Annotated in this window: 14 protein-coding genes; 3 read left to right on the forward strand and 11 right to left on the reverse strand. The window is 31.3% G+C overall.

Translation table 11 applies throughout. The annotated features are described in order from the left end of the window. Window positions 1-32 precede the first annotated feature (32 nt). The 3 genes from ACXHHC_RS00405 to ACXHHC_RS00415 form a co-directional block, all read right to left on the reverse strand. Window positions 33-1,019 (reverse strand): glycosyltransferase family protein, encoded by a 987-nt coding sequence (locus tag ACXHHC_RS00405; RefSeq protein ID WP_458227670.1) that lies wholly within the window; start codon window positions 1,017-1,019, stop codon window positions 33-35. Window positions 1,020-1,024: 5 nt separating this feature from the next. Next, window positions 1,025-1,930 carry a UDP-2,3-diacylglucosamine diphosphatase gene (locus ACXHHC_RS00410; RefSeq protein ID WP_458227671.1) on the reverse strand — a complete coding sequence of 302 codons (906 nt, stop codon included), beginning with the start codon at window positions 1,928-1,930 and terminating at the stop codon, window positions 1,025-1,027. Between the two features lie 74 nt (window positions 1,931-2,004). Continuing rightward, a complete protein-coding gene (locus ACXHHC_RS00415) occupies window positions 2,005-3,222 on the reverse strand; it encodes a NupC/NupG family nucleoside CNT transporter (RefSeq protein WP_458227672.1) in 1,218 nt (405 codons plus the stop codon). A gap of 104 nt (window positions 3,223-3,326) precedes the next feature. Here ACXHHC_RS00415 and ACXHHC_RS00420 point away from each other — a divergent pair, with 104 nt between their 5' ends. Then, window positions 3,327-5,315, forward strand: a complete 1,989-nt coding sequence (locus tag ACXHHC_RS00420; RefSeq protein ID WP_458227673.1) for a DUF4954 family protein — start codon at window positions 3,327-3,329, stop codon at window positions 5,313-5,315. Next, the gene (glmS, locus tag ACXHHC_RS00425) at window positions 5,315-7,159 is read left to right on the forward strand and encodes a glutamine--fructose-6-phosphate transaminase (isomerizing) (RefSeq protein ID WP_458227674.1); all 1,845 of its coding nucleotides are present in this window, start codon (window positions 5,315-5,317) and stop codon (window positions 7,157-7,159) included. Before ACXHHC_RS00420 ends, glmS begins: the two co-directional genes overlap by 1 nt. Before the next feature lie 75 nt (window positions 7,160-7,234). Here glmS and ACXHHC_RS00430 read toward each other — a convergent pair whose 3' ends face one another. The 8 genes from ACXHHC_RS00430 to ACXHHC_RS00465 form a co-directional block, all read right to left on the reverse strand. Next, window positions 7,235-7,987, reverse strand: coding sequence for a head GIN domain-containing protein (locus ACXHHC_RS00430; RefSeq protein ID WP_458227675.1), 753 nt, complete (start codon window positions 7,985-7,987; stop codon window positions 7,235-7,237). Window positions 7,988-7,998: 11 nt separating this feature from the next. Next, window positions 7,999-9,588: a PspC domain-containing protein gene (locus ACXHHC_RS00435; protein WP_458227676.1), complete on the reverse strand. Its 1,590-nt coding sequence runs from the start codon at window positions 9,586-9,588 to the stop codon at window positions 7,999-8,001. A 4-nt stretch (window positions 9,589-9,592) separates the two neighbouring features. Next, window positions 9,593-9,925 carry a PadR family transcriptional regulator gene (locus ACXHHC_RS00440; protein WP_458227677.1) on the reverse strand — a complete coding sequence of 111 codons (333 nt, stop codon included), beginning with the start codon at window positions 9,923-9,925 and terminating at the stop codon, window positions 9,593-9,595. Window positions 9,926-9,943: 18 nt separating this feature from the next. Next, window positions 9,944-10,393 (reverse strand): DUF4870 domain-containing protein, encoded by a 450-nt coding sequence (locus ACXHHC_RS00445; protein ID WP_458227678.1) that lies wholly within the window; start codon window positions 10,391-10,393, stop codon window positions 9,944-9,946. Between the two features lie 262 nt (window positions 10,394-10,655). Next, window positions 10,656-11,894, reverse strand: a complete 1,239-nt coding sequence (locus ACXHHC_RS00450; protein ID WP_458227679.1) for a DUF7477 domain-containing protein — start codon at window positions 11,892-11,894, stop codon at window positions 10,656-10,658. A 52-nt stretch (window positions 11,895-11,946) separates the two neighbouring features. Continuing rightward, the gene (gene miaA, locus ACXHHC_RS00455) at window positions 11,947-12,852 is read right to left on the reverse strand and encodes a tRNA (adenosine(37)-N6)-dimethylallyltransferase MiaA (protein ID WP_458227680.1); all 906 of its coding nucleotides are present in this window, start codon (window positions 12,850-12,852) and stop codon (window positions 11,947-11,949) included. Window positions 12,853-12,858: 6 nt separating this feature from the next. Then, entirely contained in the window at window positions 12,859-13,677 is an 819-nt protein-coding gene (locus tag ACXHHC_RS00460) for an ion transporter (RefSeq protein WP_458227681.1), read from the reverse strand. Beyond that, entirely contained in the window at window positions 13,661-14,761 is a 1,101-nt protein-coding gene (locus ACXHHC_RS00465) for an exonuclease domain-containing protein (RefSeq protein WP_458227682.1), read from the reverse strand. The genes ACXHHC_RS00460 and ACXHHC_RS00465 overlap by 17 nt, the downstream gene beginning before the upstream one ends. A 224-nt stretch (window positions 14,762-14,985) precedes the next feature. Between ACXHHC_RS00465 and ACXHHC_RS00470 the strand changes: the two genes are divergently transcribed. Then, window positions 14,986-15,492 (forward strand): DUF6702 family protein, encoded by a 507-nt coding sequence (locus tag ACXHHC_RS00470; RefSeq protein ID WP_458227683.1) that lies wholly within the window; start codon window positions 14,986-14,988, stop codon window positions 15,490-15,492. The last annotated feature ends 19 nt before the right edge of the window (window positions 15,493-15,511 follow it).

A 15,511-nucleotide genomic window follows, 5' to 3' on the forward strand; every position in this document is an offset into this window, starting at 1 on the left:
AGATCCGTTGCAAATTTTGTAACGGATCTTTGTTATTTATATTTCTCTAAAATTAGATTTATAATTTTTTCGGTCTCGTCTGGGTAATCCACTGTTAGAACCTGGTCGGTTTCTAGCCATTTATTTACGATAGGAATGGCTTTTTCTTTAAGTTTTTTAACTACAGGAACATTTAATTCTTTAATAGCCTCTGCATTGCACTGTTGTTCGTATTGGTTTTTCATTGGGATTACCAATAATTTCTTTTGTAGGTATAATGCTTCAGCTGGAGTTTCAAAACCAGCACCACAAATAATTCCTTTGCAAGTCTCAAAGCTTTTTAAGAAAGCTTGGTTGTTAACTGGTGCTACTATAATGTTGTTAACTGTGTAGGCCTTTTTAGTATGCTTGGAGAATATTTGCCAAGTAGTTTCTTTAAAATTACTGAAAAAAGAAATTAGTTTGTCGTCTCCATAAGCCGGAAGGTATACGGTATAATGATTTTCTACGGAAGGTTGTAGCTTTCTAATTTCTCCTCTAATTACAGGAGTGTAAATGTTTTCGTTAAATTTTTTAAAATGAAAACCTATATAAGCAGAGGTGGGAGCGTAGTTTTTTAAAATACGTTCACCAATAAAGTCTCTTTTTTTGGGTTTTGGGCTTTCCACAGCGTTAACTGCAGCTTGGTGACTCATGGAGATGCATGGAATGTTGTGGAGTTTAGCCGCCCAGGCAGACAGAGGTTCAAAATCGTTAATCACCAAATCGTATTGTTCAATGTTTAACTGATTGATTTCTTTTCTAAATTGTCTAAAATTGGAGTTCCTATAAGTAGCCCAAATGTCTACTCCACCTTTTTTACCAAAAATAAAACTCCAACCTTTTAGTTGGTATTTAATTTGAAAAGGAAGCTTAACATCGGCTTGTACGCCACTCACTAAAATGTCCAAATCTACTTTTTGTTGTAGCAATGGAACAATGTCTCTGGAACGACTCAAATGTCCGTTACCAGTTCCTTGTATGGCATAAAGAACTTTCATAATTCTTAATTCGTTTCCTTTTTTTCAACAACATTAATTTCCTTAATTAGTTCTTGAAATAAGTCTTTGTTTTTTAAATCTGCTTTCCCTAAATCGTTTTCTGTGTCTAAGTCCGTTGGATTTAGTTTTTTAGCAATCTCGTCGTTGTTGTAGTAATAAATACTCCATTCTTTATCGTTGTATTCTAATGCGGTAAGGTTTTCTACCCAGTCTCCGGAGTTTAAATACTCTACAGTTTGTTTATTGTTATTTTTATTGGCAATTGTTCTTTGTTGAGGTTGGTGAATATGTCCGCATATTACATAGTCGTACTCGTTCTGAAAAGCTATTCCGGCAGCAGTTTCTTCAAAACTATTAATGTGTTTAACAGCAGACTTAACACTGTTTTTAATTTTTTTAGAAAAAGAAATACGACCTCTACCTAGTATTTTTTCACTAATCCAATTGGCCAATGTATTAATCATAATTAATAAATCGTAGCCTAAACCTCCTAGTTGAGCCAACCATTTGGAGTGTTTCATTGTAACATCAAAAACGTCTCCGTGAAAAATCCAAGCTTTTTTACCATCCAGCTCTAAAACTAATTTATTTAGAAGTTTAAAGTTTCCTATATCAAAACCTACAAACTTTCGTAACATTTCATCGTGATTCCCTGTAATGTAATATACATCTACCCCTTTGGTAATCATAGAGGTAATGTATTTTATAATTTTCATGTGCGTTTTAGGGAAATAAATCTTTTTAAACTGCCAAATGTCTATAATATCACCATTTAGCACCAAGGTTTTTGGCTCAATGGTCTTTAGGTAATTTAATAATTCTTTCGCTCCAGATCCATATGTTCCTAAATGGACATCAGAAATTACTGCGACTTCTACTTTTCTTTTCTCACTATTAACTTCTTGACTCATAGGACATATTTATATCTACAAACATATGTTTATAGTATTAAAGACAATTTAATTAAAGGTTAAATTATCTACTACTATAGTATCAGACCAGCTAAACATGCTGTTAACCAAGAGGCAATTGCACCACCAACCATGGCTTTTAGGACCAATTTAGAAATATCTTTCTTTCTATTAGGAGCCAATGCACTAATACCTCCCATCTGAATTCCTATGGAAGCAAAGTTTGCAAAACCACACAAAGCGTAACTAGCAATAATAGCAGTTCTTTCAGAAATAGCATTGTCTTGTTTTAGCACCGCTAAATCTTTGTAGGCAATTAATTCTGTTAAAACAATTTTCTCTCCCAATAAAGTACCAAACATGTGTGCCTCGCTCCAAGGAATTCCCATAATATAGGCCAGAGGTTGAAAAATAAAACCAAGTATTTGTGCTAAAGAAGTATCAAAAAAACTTAAAAGACCATCTACTAGAGCAACTAAACCTACAATGGCTATTATCATAGCAGCAATATTGGCTGCTAGTTTTAGTCCGTCTACAGCACCGTCTCCTATAGCCTCTATACTATTGTTCGCTGTTTTTTCTATTTTAGTTTTTAAAGTACCCTCTGTTTCAGATTTTTCTGTTTCTGGATACATAATTTTAGCTACAACAATAGCTGCAGGAGCACTCATAATAGAAGCAGCCATTAAATGACCGGCAATGTTGGGTATAGAACCTAACATTTTAACATATATAGCCATTACACCACCAGCAACTGTAGCAAATCCCCCAACCATAACGGTCATCAATTCAGATTGAGTCATGTTTTTTACGTAAGGCTTTACCAATAAAGGAGCTTCTGTCTGACCCACAAAAATACTACCTACAACGCTTAAAGTTTCACTTCCACTTGTTTTCATGGTTTTCTGAAAAACTTTGGCGATGATTTTAACAATCCACTGCATTATACCTATGTGATAAAAGAAAGCCATTAAAGCAGAAAAGAATACAATAGTAGGGAGAACTCTTACGGCAAAGTTTATAATTGGTGCCTCCACTTGACCGGTAACAAATGACGAAAACAAAAAATCTCCCCCTTTATCTGCATATTCTAATAATTTTTTGATAGTTTTATCAAAAAAGGTGAAAAAGGGGAGCCCTATTTTGGTTTTTAAAATAATTAAAGAAAATATGACTTGTAACCCCATTCCCCAAGCCACAGTTCTAATAGGAATACGTTTTTTGTTGTTACTCAGTAAGTAAGCTACTAATAGTAGGAAAATGATTCCGAAAACCCCGATGAAATGCTGCATTTTGTTTGTTTTTGATAAGGTTAAAAGTAGTTTTTTTTAACATTTAAGAGCATGTGTTTGCGCAGTAAATTTCTATATTTGATTAACAAAAATTACTTGTTTTTTTGGAAAAATATATTGTTGTTACATCAGAGATTATTAAACAGTTAGAATTACAAGGTTGTACTTCTGAAGACTGGTCTCTTTTACATATAAAGGCAGATACAGACGTATCTAGAATAAAGAATGTTGTTTTTTCTGGTATAAATTACATTGGATCTATTAAAGGAAGTAGAGTTTTCTTTGGTGGAGTAAAAAAATACAATGGAATAGAAGATGTTCAGCTTCATAATTGTGAAATAGGAGATAACCCTCTAATTAAAAATGTTAAGAGCTACATTGCCAATTATAAAATTGGAGAGAATGTTCTAATATATAATGTGGGAATTATTGCAGTAAACGGTAAAAGTAGCTTTGGAAACGGAGTTATGGTGGATGTGATAAATGAAGGAGGTGGAAGGAAAATTCCTATTTTTAATAAATTATCTGCTCAAGTAGCATATTTACTTGCTTTGTATCGTCATAAGACTGTTTTAATAGAACAGCTTTTATTGATGATTGATAAATACAAAGATTCGCAAATATCGGAGACAGGTACTATTGGAAACGATGTGCAAATTATAAACTCGGATACATTTAAGAATGTATGTATTGGAGATAATACTGTAATACGATCTGCTTCTTTAGTAATGGATGGAACTATCAATTCTAGGAAAGATGCTCCAGTATATATAGGTACAGATGTGAAAATGATGAACTTTATTGTTTCTAGTGATTCTACTATAGATAACGGTTCAGTACTTTCAAATACCTTTATTGGTCAGGCTTGTAAAATAGATAAGAATTATTCTATAGACCATTCAGCTTTTTTTGCAAATTCGCAAGGTTATAATGGAGAAGCTTGTTCTATTTTTGCAGGACCCTATACGGTAACACACCATAAATCTACTTTATTAATTGCAGGTTTATTTTCGTTTATGAATGCAGGTAGTGGTTCCAATCAGAGTAATCACATGTACAAGTTAGGACCTATTCACCAAGGTATTATGGAGAGAGGGGCTAAAACAACAAGTAATTCATATGTTTTATGGCCGTCTAAAATAGGACCTTTTACATTGGTAATGGGAAGGCATTATATGCATGTCGATTCGTCGGATTTCCCTTTTTCGTATTTAATTGAAAATAAAAACAATTCTTATTTAGTGCCTGGAGCCAATCTAAAAAGTGTTGGTATTGTAAGGGATGTACAAAAATGGCCTCAAAGAGATAAACGATCTAAAGAAAATAGATTAGATATTGTTAATTTTAATGTTTTAAGTCCTTATACTATTTATAAAGTAACGAACGGTCTTAAACATCTAAACGATATTATCGCAATTTCGGGTACCAATTTAGAATCGTATACTTATAGAGACATGATTATTAGAAAATCTAGTCTAGAAAAAGGTATAAAACTATATACGATGGTAATCCATAAGTTTTTGGGTGCCTTAGTTATTAGTAAGATTTTAGGAGAAAAAATAGAGTCTGAATCTGATTTACAAGAGATTTTAAAGCCTACTGCAGAGCTAGGTATAGGTAAGTGGATTGATGTAGGTGGAATGATTTGTCCTATTGAATGTTTGCATAACTTTATAAATAAAGTTGAAAATAAAGAGGTAAACTCTGTAGAAATGATTCATGATGAGTTAAACGAAATTCATAGCAATTATGATGAACATGTTTGGACTTGGAGTGTTGAATTAATTGAGAAATATTTTAAAATAAAAGTAAAAGATATAACTAAAGACGATTTAATTCATATTATTGAAAAATGGAAAAAAGCAGTAATAGAATTAAACAAGTTGTTATACAAAGATGCTAGTAAGGAGTTTGATTTACATACGCACGTAGGTTTTGGTGCAGATGGTAATGAAGAAGAAAAATTAGCAGATTTTAAAAATGTACGAGGTGTATTTGAGAGTAATTCTACTGTAGTAGAAATATTAAATGACACTGAAAATATGAAAAAGTTAGGAGAAAAAATTATTACTCAAATAAAAGAAATAAGATAATGTGTGGAATTGTTGGATATATTGGAAATAAAGAAGCGACTCCAATATTGGTAAATGGATTGAAGAAATTAGAGTATAGAGGTTACGATAGTGCTGGAATTGCTATATTAAATGGTGACTTTCTAATATACAAACAACCAGGAAAGGTTAAAAACTTGGAAGACAGTATAGATGAACAAGTAAATGGTTTAACTACTGGAATAGCACATACTCGTTGGGCAACTCATGGAGAACCTACACAGTCTAATGCGCATCCTCATCAATCTAATAATGGAGAGATTACATTGGTTCATAACGGAATTATAGAGAACTATAAATTCTTAAAAGATGAATTGGTAAATCATGGTTATGAGTTTAAAAGCGAAACTGATACAGAGGTATTGGTAAATTATATTCAATTTGTACAGGAAAGTGAGAGTTTAAATATAGAAGATGCTGTTAAAAAGGCTTTACAAAATGTTAGTGGAGCATATGCCTTGGCTATTTTAGACAAAAAAGAACCTAACAAAATGATTGCTACTAGAAAAGGAAGTCCTTTGGCAATTGGTGTTACCGAATCTTTAGACGAATTTATTGTAGCTTCTGATGCAATTCCTATTGTAGAGTATACACAATCATTGGTTTATTTAAATGATGATGAGGTTGTAGTTCTTGAAAGAGGTAAGAAGTTAAAGGTTGAAGATATATATGGGGTTAGAAAAAACTATAAAATAAAAAATATAGATTTAGACCTTAATAAGGTTAGCAAAGGTGATTATGAGCATTATATGTTAAAAGAAATCTTTGAGCAACCAGAAACCATAGAAGATACTTTATACAGTCACTTAAATAAGTTCGATTCTTCAATTAATTTTCAGGATTTAGATTCTTTAAAAGAGAAACTAGTTAAAGCAAATAGATTGATTATTGTATCGTGTGGTACTTCTTGGCACGCAGGTATTGTTGGTGAATATTTAATAGAAGAGTTGGCTAGATTGCCTGTAGAGGTAGAGTATGCTTCGGAATTTAGATATAGAAATCCAATTATAAATGAAGGTGATATTGTAATGGCTATTTCTCAGTCTGGAGAAACGGCTGATACATTAGCTGCTTTAAGATATTCTAAAGCTCAAGGAGCAACTACTTTTTGTATTTGTAACGTAGTTGGTTCATCTATGGCTAGGGAGTGCGATTTTACAGCATATACGTATGCAGGTTCTGAAGTTGGAGTAGCTTCTACTAAGGCATTTACAGCTCAAGTATCTGTTGTAACTTTATTAGCAATTCAGATAGGGTTAGAAAGAGGAACTATTACCAAAGATACAGCAGATCAATTAGTAGAAGAGTTAAAAACAATTCCTTTAGCAGTTAATAAAGTATTGTTGTCCGATGCTAAAATTAAAAGAGTAGCTAAAGAATATACAAAAACAACAAGTTTCTTGTTTTTAGGAAGAGGAATGAATTTCCCAATAGCTTTAGAAGGTGCTTTAAAGTTAAAGGAGATTTCTTACATTCATGCAGAAGGGTATCCTGCAGCAGAAATGAAACACGGACCTATTGCAATGATTGAGGAGTCTTTACCAACTGTAATTATAGCAACCAATAATAAATATTACGACAAATTGGTGTCTAATGCACAAGAAATAAAAGCACGTAAGGGACCAATTTTAGCAGTAATAAATGAAGATGATGAAGAAATGATTCACTTGGCAGACTTTTCTTTTAAAGTACCAAGAGTGTCGGATATTTTACAACCAATTGTTTCTGTAATTCCATTGCAGTTGTTTTCATACCATGTTGCTGTATTTAAAGGATGTAATGTAGATCAGCCTAGGAATTTAGCAAAGTCTGTAACGGTAGAATAATAAAAGATTTATATAAAATACAAAAGCTGTCTAATTATAATTTAGACAGCTTTTTTGGTTTAAAAGATAGATTAATTAACGTCTGGAAATACTCCCACCATACGATGTTTTAAAGTCTTCTATATAGGGTCTTCCTTTGTATCTTATAGAGGCACCACTACTTGCTTTAGGTCTTAATTCATCGGTTACTTGTAATCTTATTGTAGACCCAGAACTAGCTCTTGCAGTAGCTTTTTTAGAGATTAACTCATAAGAGTGAATACTACCACCACTACTAGATTCTGAGTTAAAAGAATCGGATGTTCCTTTGATACGAATACTACTTCCGCTACTTGAATCTGCAAATAACTTTAAGGCATCAACATTCACTTTAATAGAAGCTCCACTAGATGATGTTAAGTGTAAATCGTTACTCATTAATAAGTTTTCGGATTGTGCAGCACTACCGCTAGAAGCTTTAATAGAATTTATAGTTGGTAATGCTACATATACAGTTTTGGCTTTAGAGGAACTTATAAAACCGTCAACATAGATTTTTAGAGCTCCGTTGTTAATTTCTGTTTTAATGTATTCATGTAAGTTTTCATCTGCTTCTACATGAATAGATGCCTGTTCATCTAATTTTACATATAATTTAATTCCTTGCGAAACGCTTATTTTGTTAAAAGCAGCGGTAACTTCTCTTTCTTCTGTAATTACGTTTTTATTACCTTTTATTCTTTTTCCATTAATTCTTCCGCTAAAACTATTGTGTATATCAAACTGACAACTAATCAGCAAGCTAAAAAACAGGAATCCCAAGCATACTTTATAAATTGCTTTTTTCATTTTCTTAAATTTTATAATTGATTATTGTTTTCTTTTTTAAAACAGTCAGAACACTTTAGTCCTTCGTTCGTCATTCTAAAATGATGGTGAATTAACTGCCATGGTTTTTTTCTACCAACTGTATGGTATTGGTGTAGAAAATTCTGAGCGGATTTGTTAAAATATAAAGTGGCACCATTAGGAATGTAAATGTTAACTGTAACAGCTTCGTATTTAAATCTATTTTCAACAGGACTTAAGAAATAACTATCTAAGATCAATTCATGATCAATCATTGTGTAGTCATATTCAATTAAATCGGCATTAATAGCTGCGTTTTTATTACTAGTTCCTTGAGACTTTCTTCGTATTTTAATGTATGTACTATCTGTTTCGCTTCTCTTTATATTTATAAATAAATTACTGCTGTATAGTTTTTCTACATCATTTTCAACTATAATTGTTTGATTAGAGCTTCTTCCAAGTTTGTTCTTAAAGAATAAATTATCATCATTTACTACTTTTAGGAAAATACTATCGGTGGCTACTGTGTTTATAGTTTTGCTATTTATTTTAGAACCGTTATATGCATTTTGAGAATGAAATTCTACACCTGTAAGTGCTATGGTTAAAAAAGAGACAATCCAAACACCTAATAAAGTTAATGATACGACTTTGTTCATTTGCCTAACAGAGCTAGAAACAATACGAGTTCCTAGGTAAAATAACATTATTAAAGGAATTCCTACAGTGGTAAATAAACAGATTGATAACAACCAACTAGGTAAAACAGATTGGTATAAGAAAGGTAAGTTACTGACTAAGCTTTCGTTGAAACCAATAAATTCTAATGTACTAAAAGAGAAAGCACTAATAATAAATACGATTAAAAGAGTAACAGCTATGATAATTAATACCACTCCAATTATTTTGCTAATAATTTGAAAAAACCGAATTAATATAGTTCCTAGTACGTCCAAAAAATTTTGAAAACCCGATTTAACCCCGCTATAATCAGCGTTTTTAATTTTGTTGCTTACATTCTCAAACTCGGTACGAATTTTTTTTTCTATGTTATCAATGTTAACTGGTTCTCCTTGCATTTGTAGCTTTTCAGCAGTTGTTTTTGCTTCAGGAATTAAAACCCAAAGAATAACATAAGTATAGACTCCAAATCCACCTGCAGGGAGTAATAAAATTAATGCAATACGAATCCAAATAGGATCAATGTTAAAGTAATGACCAATACCTGCAGCAACACCTCCTAAAAACTTATCTTCTCCATCTCTAAATAATTTCTTTTTAGGAGTTGTGTTTCTTTGGTAAGAAGAACTATAGTCGTTATAAGGTTCGTCAACATCTGCATAGTCTTCTGGTTGCCCCATTATTTTAATAATGCTTTGTATGTCATCTTCGTTTATAACTTGTCTACTGTCCTGAATGGTTTCTGATAGTAACTCACTTATTCTAGCTTCAATATCTGCTAAAATTTCATCCTTTCCTTTAGGATCGTCACTTAAGGATCTAGAAATAGCTTCTAAATATTTCTTTAGAATTTGGTAAGCAGATTCATCTATATGGAAAAAGAATCCTCCTAAGTTTATATTGATAGTCTTGTTCATGTTATTATTTTTTTTGGCTGGTAATTAGGTTTACAGCATTAACCAAATTCCCCCAGGTATTATGTAATTCTTTTAAAAATATGGCTCCGTTTTCTGTTAATACATAGTATTTTCTTGGTGGACCAGAGGTAGATTCTTCCCATCTATAACTTAATAAACCAGCATTCTTTAACCTGGTAAGTAGGGGGTATATGGTACCTTCGACCACTATCATTTCTGCACTCTTTAGCGTAGAAAGAATTTCCGAAGTATAAGCATCTCCATTCTGTAAAATGGAAAGGATGCAGTACTCTAGTACTCCTTTTCGCATTTGTGCTTTTGTATTTTCAATCTTCATGTGTGTCTTTTTGGTTTGTTATTTAATAAACTTCATTGTCATTGGGTAAATGTATTCTTCTCCTTTTTTAGCTTTTAATGAACCTATAATTATTAAGGCACATTTAATAAAAGTAAAAAAACTAAACACAGAGATAAATATTAAGGGAATGAAGAAATTATGATTTTTAAAATAATATTCAATATCAAAATGATCGTTGAATTGAATGTTTTCTAAAACAGGAATGTGATTTGCTATCATGTATATTAATAAAAATCCTAAACATAAAATTAGAATTAGTTGATACACTAAATAACTAAGATTAAAGTTTACAACTTCTTTTCCTTGGTTGTCTAAAAATTCACTTTCTCCTTTTTTGGTTTGCCAAAGGATTAATGGAACTATAATTCCTCCAAAGGGAATAATATAACTGCTAAATGCACTTAGATGGAATAAAAGCGCATTGGTGGTTTCGCTATTTTTTTTCATGGCTACAGATTTTATGTTGTTTTGATGACACAAATCTATGTAATATTTTAGTACTATGCAAAACAAAGTACTGTGTTGTAGGTGTGTTTTTACTCAGTTAACGTCTATAAACCAAGATGTATAAAGGGCTTTTAGCTCAATTATTTTTTTTAATTTTTAATTAAAATTATTTGAAAATGAGTAGGATAGGAGTGAAGTAACCTTTTAAACAAAAAAAAACGCTACTTTTTAGCAGCGTTTTTTGTTTAAAAATTAAAGAGTTTTATTGGTTAGAAACGATGGATATTATTTTAAAACCGTCTTTTTCAGCATTACTAATTTTGGTGTAAGGAAAATAACCAGCAGTATTCCATCTTTCTTGGCGATGCCCTGATTTATTTTTAGACATGACCAAAACCCATTTGTTCTTGTTGTATGTTAGTGTAGAAATTTCATAACCTTTGTCCCAGTATTCTTTTATTTCCTTTTTTGGGTATTCAACTCTTGTTCTCCACATTTGTTCTTTATAATCTGTTCCTTTAGACATTACAACAGACCATTTTCCGTCTCCATAACCAACAGAAGTAATATAAAAACCGTCATCCCAGCCTTTTTTAATTTTTTCTTGCGGGAAAGTAGCGTTAGTAAACCATTTTTGACGTGTATATTTAGCATTTTTAGAGAGTACTAAAGCCCATTCATTGTTTCCATAAGTTAAAGATGTTATAAAGTAGCCATCATCCCAACCTTCTTTTATTTCTTTTTTAGGGTAATAATCTCTTTTTCTCCATTTTTGTAAACTTATACCAGTATGTTTAGACATTATTAACACCCATTTATTATTGTTATAGGTAAGGTGTGTAATGCTATAATTTAAATCCCAATATTTTTTGATTTCTGTGCTAGGATACGTATCGGTTCTAAAAAATTTTTGTTTACTAATTTTAGAAGTTTTCCTAAATAAACATGCCCATTTTAAACTTTCTGTGTTGTTGGTAGTAGCAGTTTTTTTAGAAGCGATGCTTTTGGTTATTCTTGTGTATTTGTATTCGGAAGTATCGAAAAAAGAAATTAAATACTCTTTGTTTAGTTTTTTAGCATCAACTTTTCTCCAATATGTTACGTTGTTTAACTTGGTGAGTAAAGAGCCTTTAGCGATGTCGTTATCGTCAAAATGATAAGGGGTGCCATTTAAGTTGTTTTCCGAAAAAAAGAAATTATCTGGATAGTAGCCTGTAGAGTTACTACCGTAAATTACTTTCGCATTTTTACCATCTAATAAGTAGCCCTTTAAGCCTCCTTTTTCAAAAGAATCCCATGTACAATCGTAGCTAATAATATTCTCTCTGTTATTTTTCTTGTAGTTAATTCTCATAAAAGCATCTGTACTAGAATAATAAACTAACAGACCTTTGTAGGTAAAGCCTCCAGAATACCAAGCGGTTTCATAAAAGTCTTGTGAGTTAGCGTTTTGAAAAATAAAAATGCTTAAAATGAAGATGATTTTTTTTAGATTCTTCATGTTTTTAAGGTGTTGTAGGTCAATTAAATATAAGAATAATATATTAATTTTTTTATTGGTTAATTGTGTTTTTTATCTCTTTAATAATTGTGTTTACATCCGTTAAATAATCAAACCAATGTGTTTCGGGGTCTTTTTTAAACCAAGTTAATTGTCGTTTGGCAAATCTACGTGTGTTTTTCTTAATTTCTTCAATGGCAAAATCTAAATCAATTTTTCCATCAAAATAATCAAATAACTCTCTGTAGCCTACGGTTTGTAATGCATTTAATTCTTTAAGTGGGTATAGTGCTAGGGCTTCTTTTAATTGACCTTTTTCTAGCATAATATCCACTCTTTGGTTTATGCGTTGGTACATTAATTCTCTATCTGCAATTAGCCCTATTTTAATGGCTTTAAAGTTTCTAGGTGCTTTAGGTTTGTTTTTAAAAGAGCTAAAAGTTTGTCCACTAGCTATGCAAACTTCTAAAGCTCTAATTACCCTGTGCGGATTATCTATAGCAATAGCGTTATAGGTTTCAGGATCTAAAGCTTTAAGCTCTTTTTGTAAAGATTCTAAACCTTCGGACTCTAATCGTTGGTTCAGATTTTCTCTTGTTTCTGGAGGAATAGGAGGGAAGTAATCTAAGCCTTTTAGTACAGCATCTACATACAATCCACTACCACCTACCATAATTACAATAGGGTGCTTTTTAAAAAGTTCTTCTAATTTTTCTAGTGCTTCTTTTTCAAAATGGCCAACACTATAATCTTGGTGTATACTTTTGTTTTGTATAAAATGATGTGGTGCTGCTGCTAGCTCTTCTGGTTCTGGCACAGCAGTACCAATGGTCATTTCTTTAAAGAATTGCCTAGAGTCGCAAGAAATAATTTCTGCATTAAAATGTTGTGCTAATTTAATGCTTAGAGCAGTTTTTCCAATAGCGGTAGGACCTACAATTGTAATTAAGTAATTCATGTTAGATTATAGCGTATTTCCGCATTGATGACAATGTTTGGCATTGTTATCATGATTAGATTCATTACAATGATGACATACCTGTGTGTTTGTAATCATTTTTTTAACATCGTTGTATTCAGAGCTAACGATTCCTGTAGGTACAGCAATAATTCCATATCCCATAATCATAACAATAGTTGCGAAAAATTGGCCCAAGGCTGTAACAGGAGCAATATCTCCATAACCAACGGTGGTCATGGTAACCACTACCCAGTAAATACTTTTAGGAATACTGGTAAAACCACTGTCAGAACTCCCTTCTATTAAATACATAAAAGTTCCTAGGACAATAGATAGAATAACAACCACAAATATAAAAACCCCTATTTTGGCTTTACTATTCTTAATAGCCCTAATCAATTCGTTAGAAGCACCAATGTATCTAACTAATTTTAAAATGGTAAATACACGTAACAATCTTAAAGATCTTAGTGCTAGTAAAGCTTGTGTATTTCCTATAAATAGACCTAAATATTTAGGTAACGTTGCAATTAAATCAATAATTCCGTACCAACTAAAAATATACTTCCAAGGAGATTTAACCGTAATAATTCTTAAAATATATTCTATGGTAAATAAAATGGTAATTACCCATTCTATGGTGTTAAAAAATTCGCCATACACCTTTTGTAAAGGGGCTACTGTTTCTAACATTACTACTAAAACACTTATAAGAATTAGAATCAATAGCAATACATCAAACAATTTACCAGCAGGTGTATCAGCTTCGTAAATTATTTCGTGCAGTCTTTCTTTCCAATTTTTTTTAGGCTTCAGAGTCAAAACGAATTATTTTTTTGAATTTCCCTTTGGTTAGATATCTTTTAATTTGCTCTCTATTGTATAAGTTATCTTCTAACGGTGTTATTAAGTTTTTAACAATGTCTAAATGGTTAATTTGATGTTCTAAATCAACATATCCGTAACCTTTAAGTATGTCATCTTCTATTAGAAAGATAGATTTTTCGGATGTATTTCTACCTCTGTCTATAAACAATGCACTGTCTGTATTAAATACTACAGTAGGTATGTGTTTGGTTTTGCTGTACCTGTTAAATTTAGGATCTAGTTCTTTTATAGCTTTATTGGCTTTGATATTCGAAATTAGAATACTTCCTGTTTCTTCAAAAGAAATATCAAAAGTAATTTTCTGCAAGTTCTTTGCTTGTCTAGACTTTCGTATTAGTAACTGATTTACACCGTTGCGAATATTTTTGTTTTTGCCCACATACAAAATATCTCCATTTTTATCATGTACGTAGTAAACTCCAGTTGTTCTAGGCATTTTGTCTAGAATTTTTTGAAGATGATTGCTTAGAACAGCCTTGTTTTTTCCCTCTGCTTTAATATTAGCGGTAATAATTTCTTTTTCGTTATCCTTACTCAATAAAATTTTAAATAGTTTAACAGTAGCAATGGTGTCTCCATTAGCTCTGTGTCTATCGCTCATAGGAATTCCTAAATTTTTACAAAGTTTTCCTAAGCTGTAAGAATCTTGGTCTGGAATTAGTTTTCTACTTAATTCTACGGTGCATAAAGTGTCTTTAATATAAGAATAGCCTAACCTTTCAAACTCAAGTTTTAAAATTCTATAATCAAAGGCAGCATTATGTGCCACAAGAACACATCCTTCTGTAATTTCTACAATTCGTTTTGCAATTTCGTGAAACTTAGGAGCATTTCTAAGCATCTTATTATTAATTCCAGTAAGTTGAACAACAAAAGGTTGTATAGGTATTTCAGGATTTACGAGCGTAATAAATTTGTCGATAACTTCTTTACCATCAAATTTATGAATAGCAATCTCTGTCATTCCTTCTTCATTATATTTACCTCCAGTTGTTTCTATGTCAAGAATTGCGTACATAAAAAGGGTTTAGACTGGTAATTAATAGCAATTACCATTTTTTGGCAAATATAAGATATAAATAACTTTGTTTATAAGCTAGTAATAATCAATGTTTATTAATATTTGACAAGAAAAAAGAATATGTGTTAAAAACAGTTTTTTTCCTAACGTTTATTTTTCTCTTTTCTTTTTTAATATGTTAAATTTATGCGACATTGCTATTTTTATTGCTGTATGTTACTATGAGAAAACCAACGTTGCTTTTAGCCCTCTTATTTTTTATTTTTCCTCTTTTAGGTTTTCAGTCTTATCATAAATATTACATAAGTGTTACAGATGTGGAGTATGTTCCTAAAGAAAAATCTATTCAAATTATATCAAGAATTTTTATTGATGATTTTGAACATGTTCTAAAAGAAAGGTATGATGATTCATTGCTATTAGGAAAAAGATTAGAGTCTTCTAAAGCGGATTTTTACATTAAAAAATACTTAGCGGATAAGTTGCAAATAGACATTAATAGCAAAGAGTCTACACTTGTTTTTATAGGAAAAAAGTACGATGAGCATGTTCTTAAATGTTACTTAGAAATAGAAAATGTGAAAGAAATACAATCTTTAGAGGTAAGGAATACGGTTTTGTTTGATGTTTTTAAGGAGCAACAAAACATTATAAAAACCAAAATAAATTCCCAAAAGAAGAGTTTTACACTTACACAACATAAAAAAAGCAAGCTTCTAGAATTTTAATTCTACAGATAGAACCAAT

The organism is Wenyingzhuangia sp. IMCC45574, assembly GCF_054182685.1.

Excerpts from the sequence above, each read along its gene's own strand:
- ACXHHC_RS00405 (WP_458227670.1), bottom strand. The coding sequence starts at position 1,019 with ATGAAAGTTCTTTATGCCATACAAGGAACTGGTAACGGACATTTGAGT.
- ACXHHC_RS00410 (WP_458227671.1), bottom strand. The coding sequence starts at position 1,930 with ATGAGTCAAGAAGTTAATAGTGAGAAAAGAAAAGTAGAAGTCGCAGTA.
- ACXHHC_RS00415 (WP_458227672.1), bottom strand. The coding sequence starts at position 3,222 with ATGCAGCATTTCATCGGGGTTTTCGGAATCATTTTCCTACTATTAGTA.
- glmS (WP_458227674.1), top strand. The coding sequence starts at position 5,315 with ATGTGTGGAATTGTTGGATATATTGGAAATAAAGAAGCGACTCCAATA.
- ACXHHC_RS00430 (WP_458227675.1), bottom strand. The coding sequence starts at position 7,987 with ATGAAAAAAGCAATTTATAAAGTATGCTTGGGATTCCTGTTTTTTAGC.
- ACXHHC_RS00435 (WP_458227676.1), bottom strand. The coding sequence starts at position 9,588 with ATGAACAAGACTATCAATATAAACTTAGGAGGATTCTTTTTCCATATA.
- ACXHHC_RS00440 (WP_458227677.1), bottom strand. The coding sequence starts at position 9,925 with ATGAAGATTGAAAATACAAAAGCACAAATGCGAAAAGGAGTACTAGAG.
- ACXHHC_RS00445 (WP_458227678.1), bottom strand. The coding sequence starts at position 10,393 with ATGAAAAAAAATAGCGAAACCACCAATGCGCTTTTATTCCATCTAAGT.
- ACXHHC_RS00450 (WP_458227679.1), bottom strand. The coding sequence starts at position 11,894 with ATGAAGAATCTAAAAAAAATCATCTTCATTTTAAGCATTTTTATTTTT.
- miaA (WP_458227680.1), bottom strand. The coding sequence starts at position 12,852 with ATGAATTACTTAATTACAATTGTAGGTCCTACCGCTATTGGAAAAACT.
- ACXHHC_RS00465 (WP_458227682.1), bottom strand. The coding sequence starts at position 14,761 with ATGTACGCAATTCTTGACATAGAAACAACTGGAGGTAAATATAATGAA.
- ACXHHC_RS00470 (WP_458227683.1), top strand. The coding sequence starts at position 14,986 with ATGAGAAAACCAACGTTGCTTTTAGCCCTCTTATTTTTTATTTTTCCT.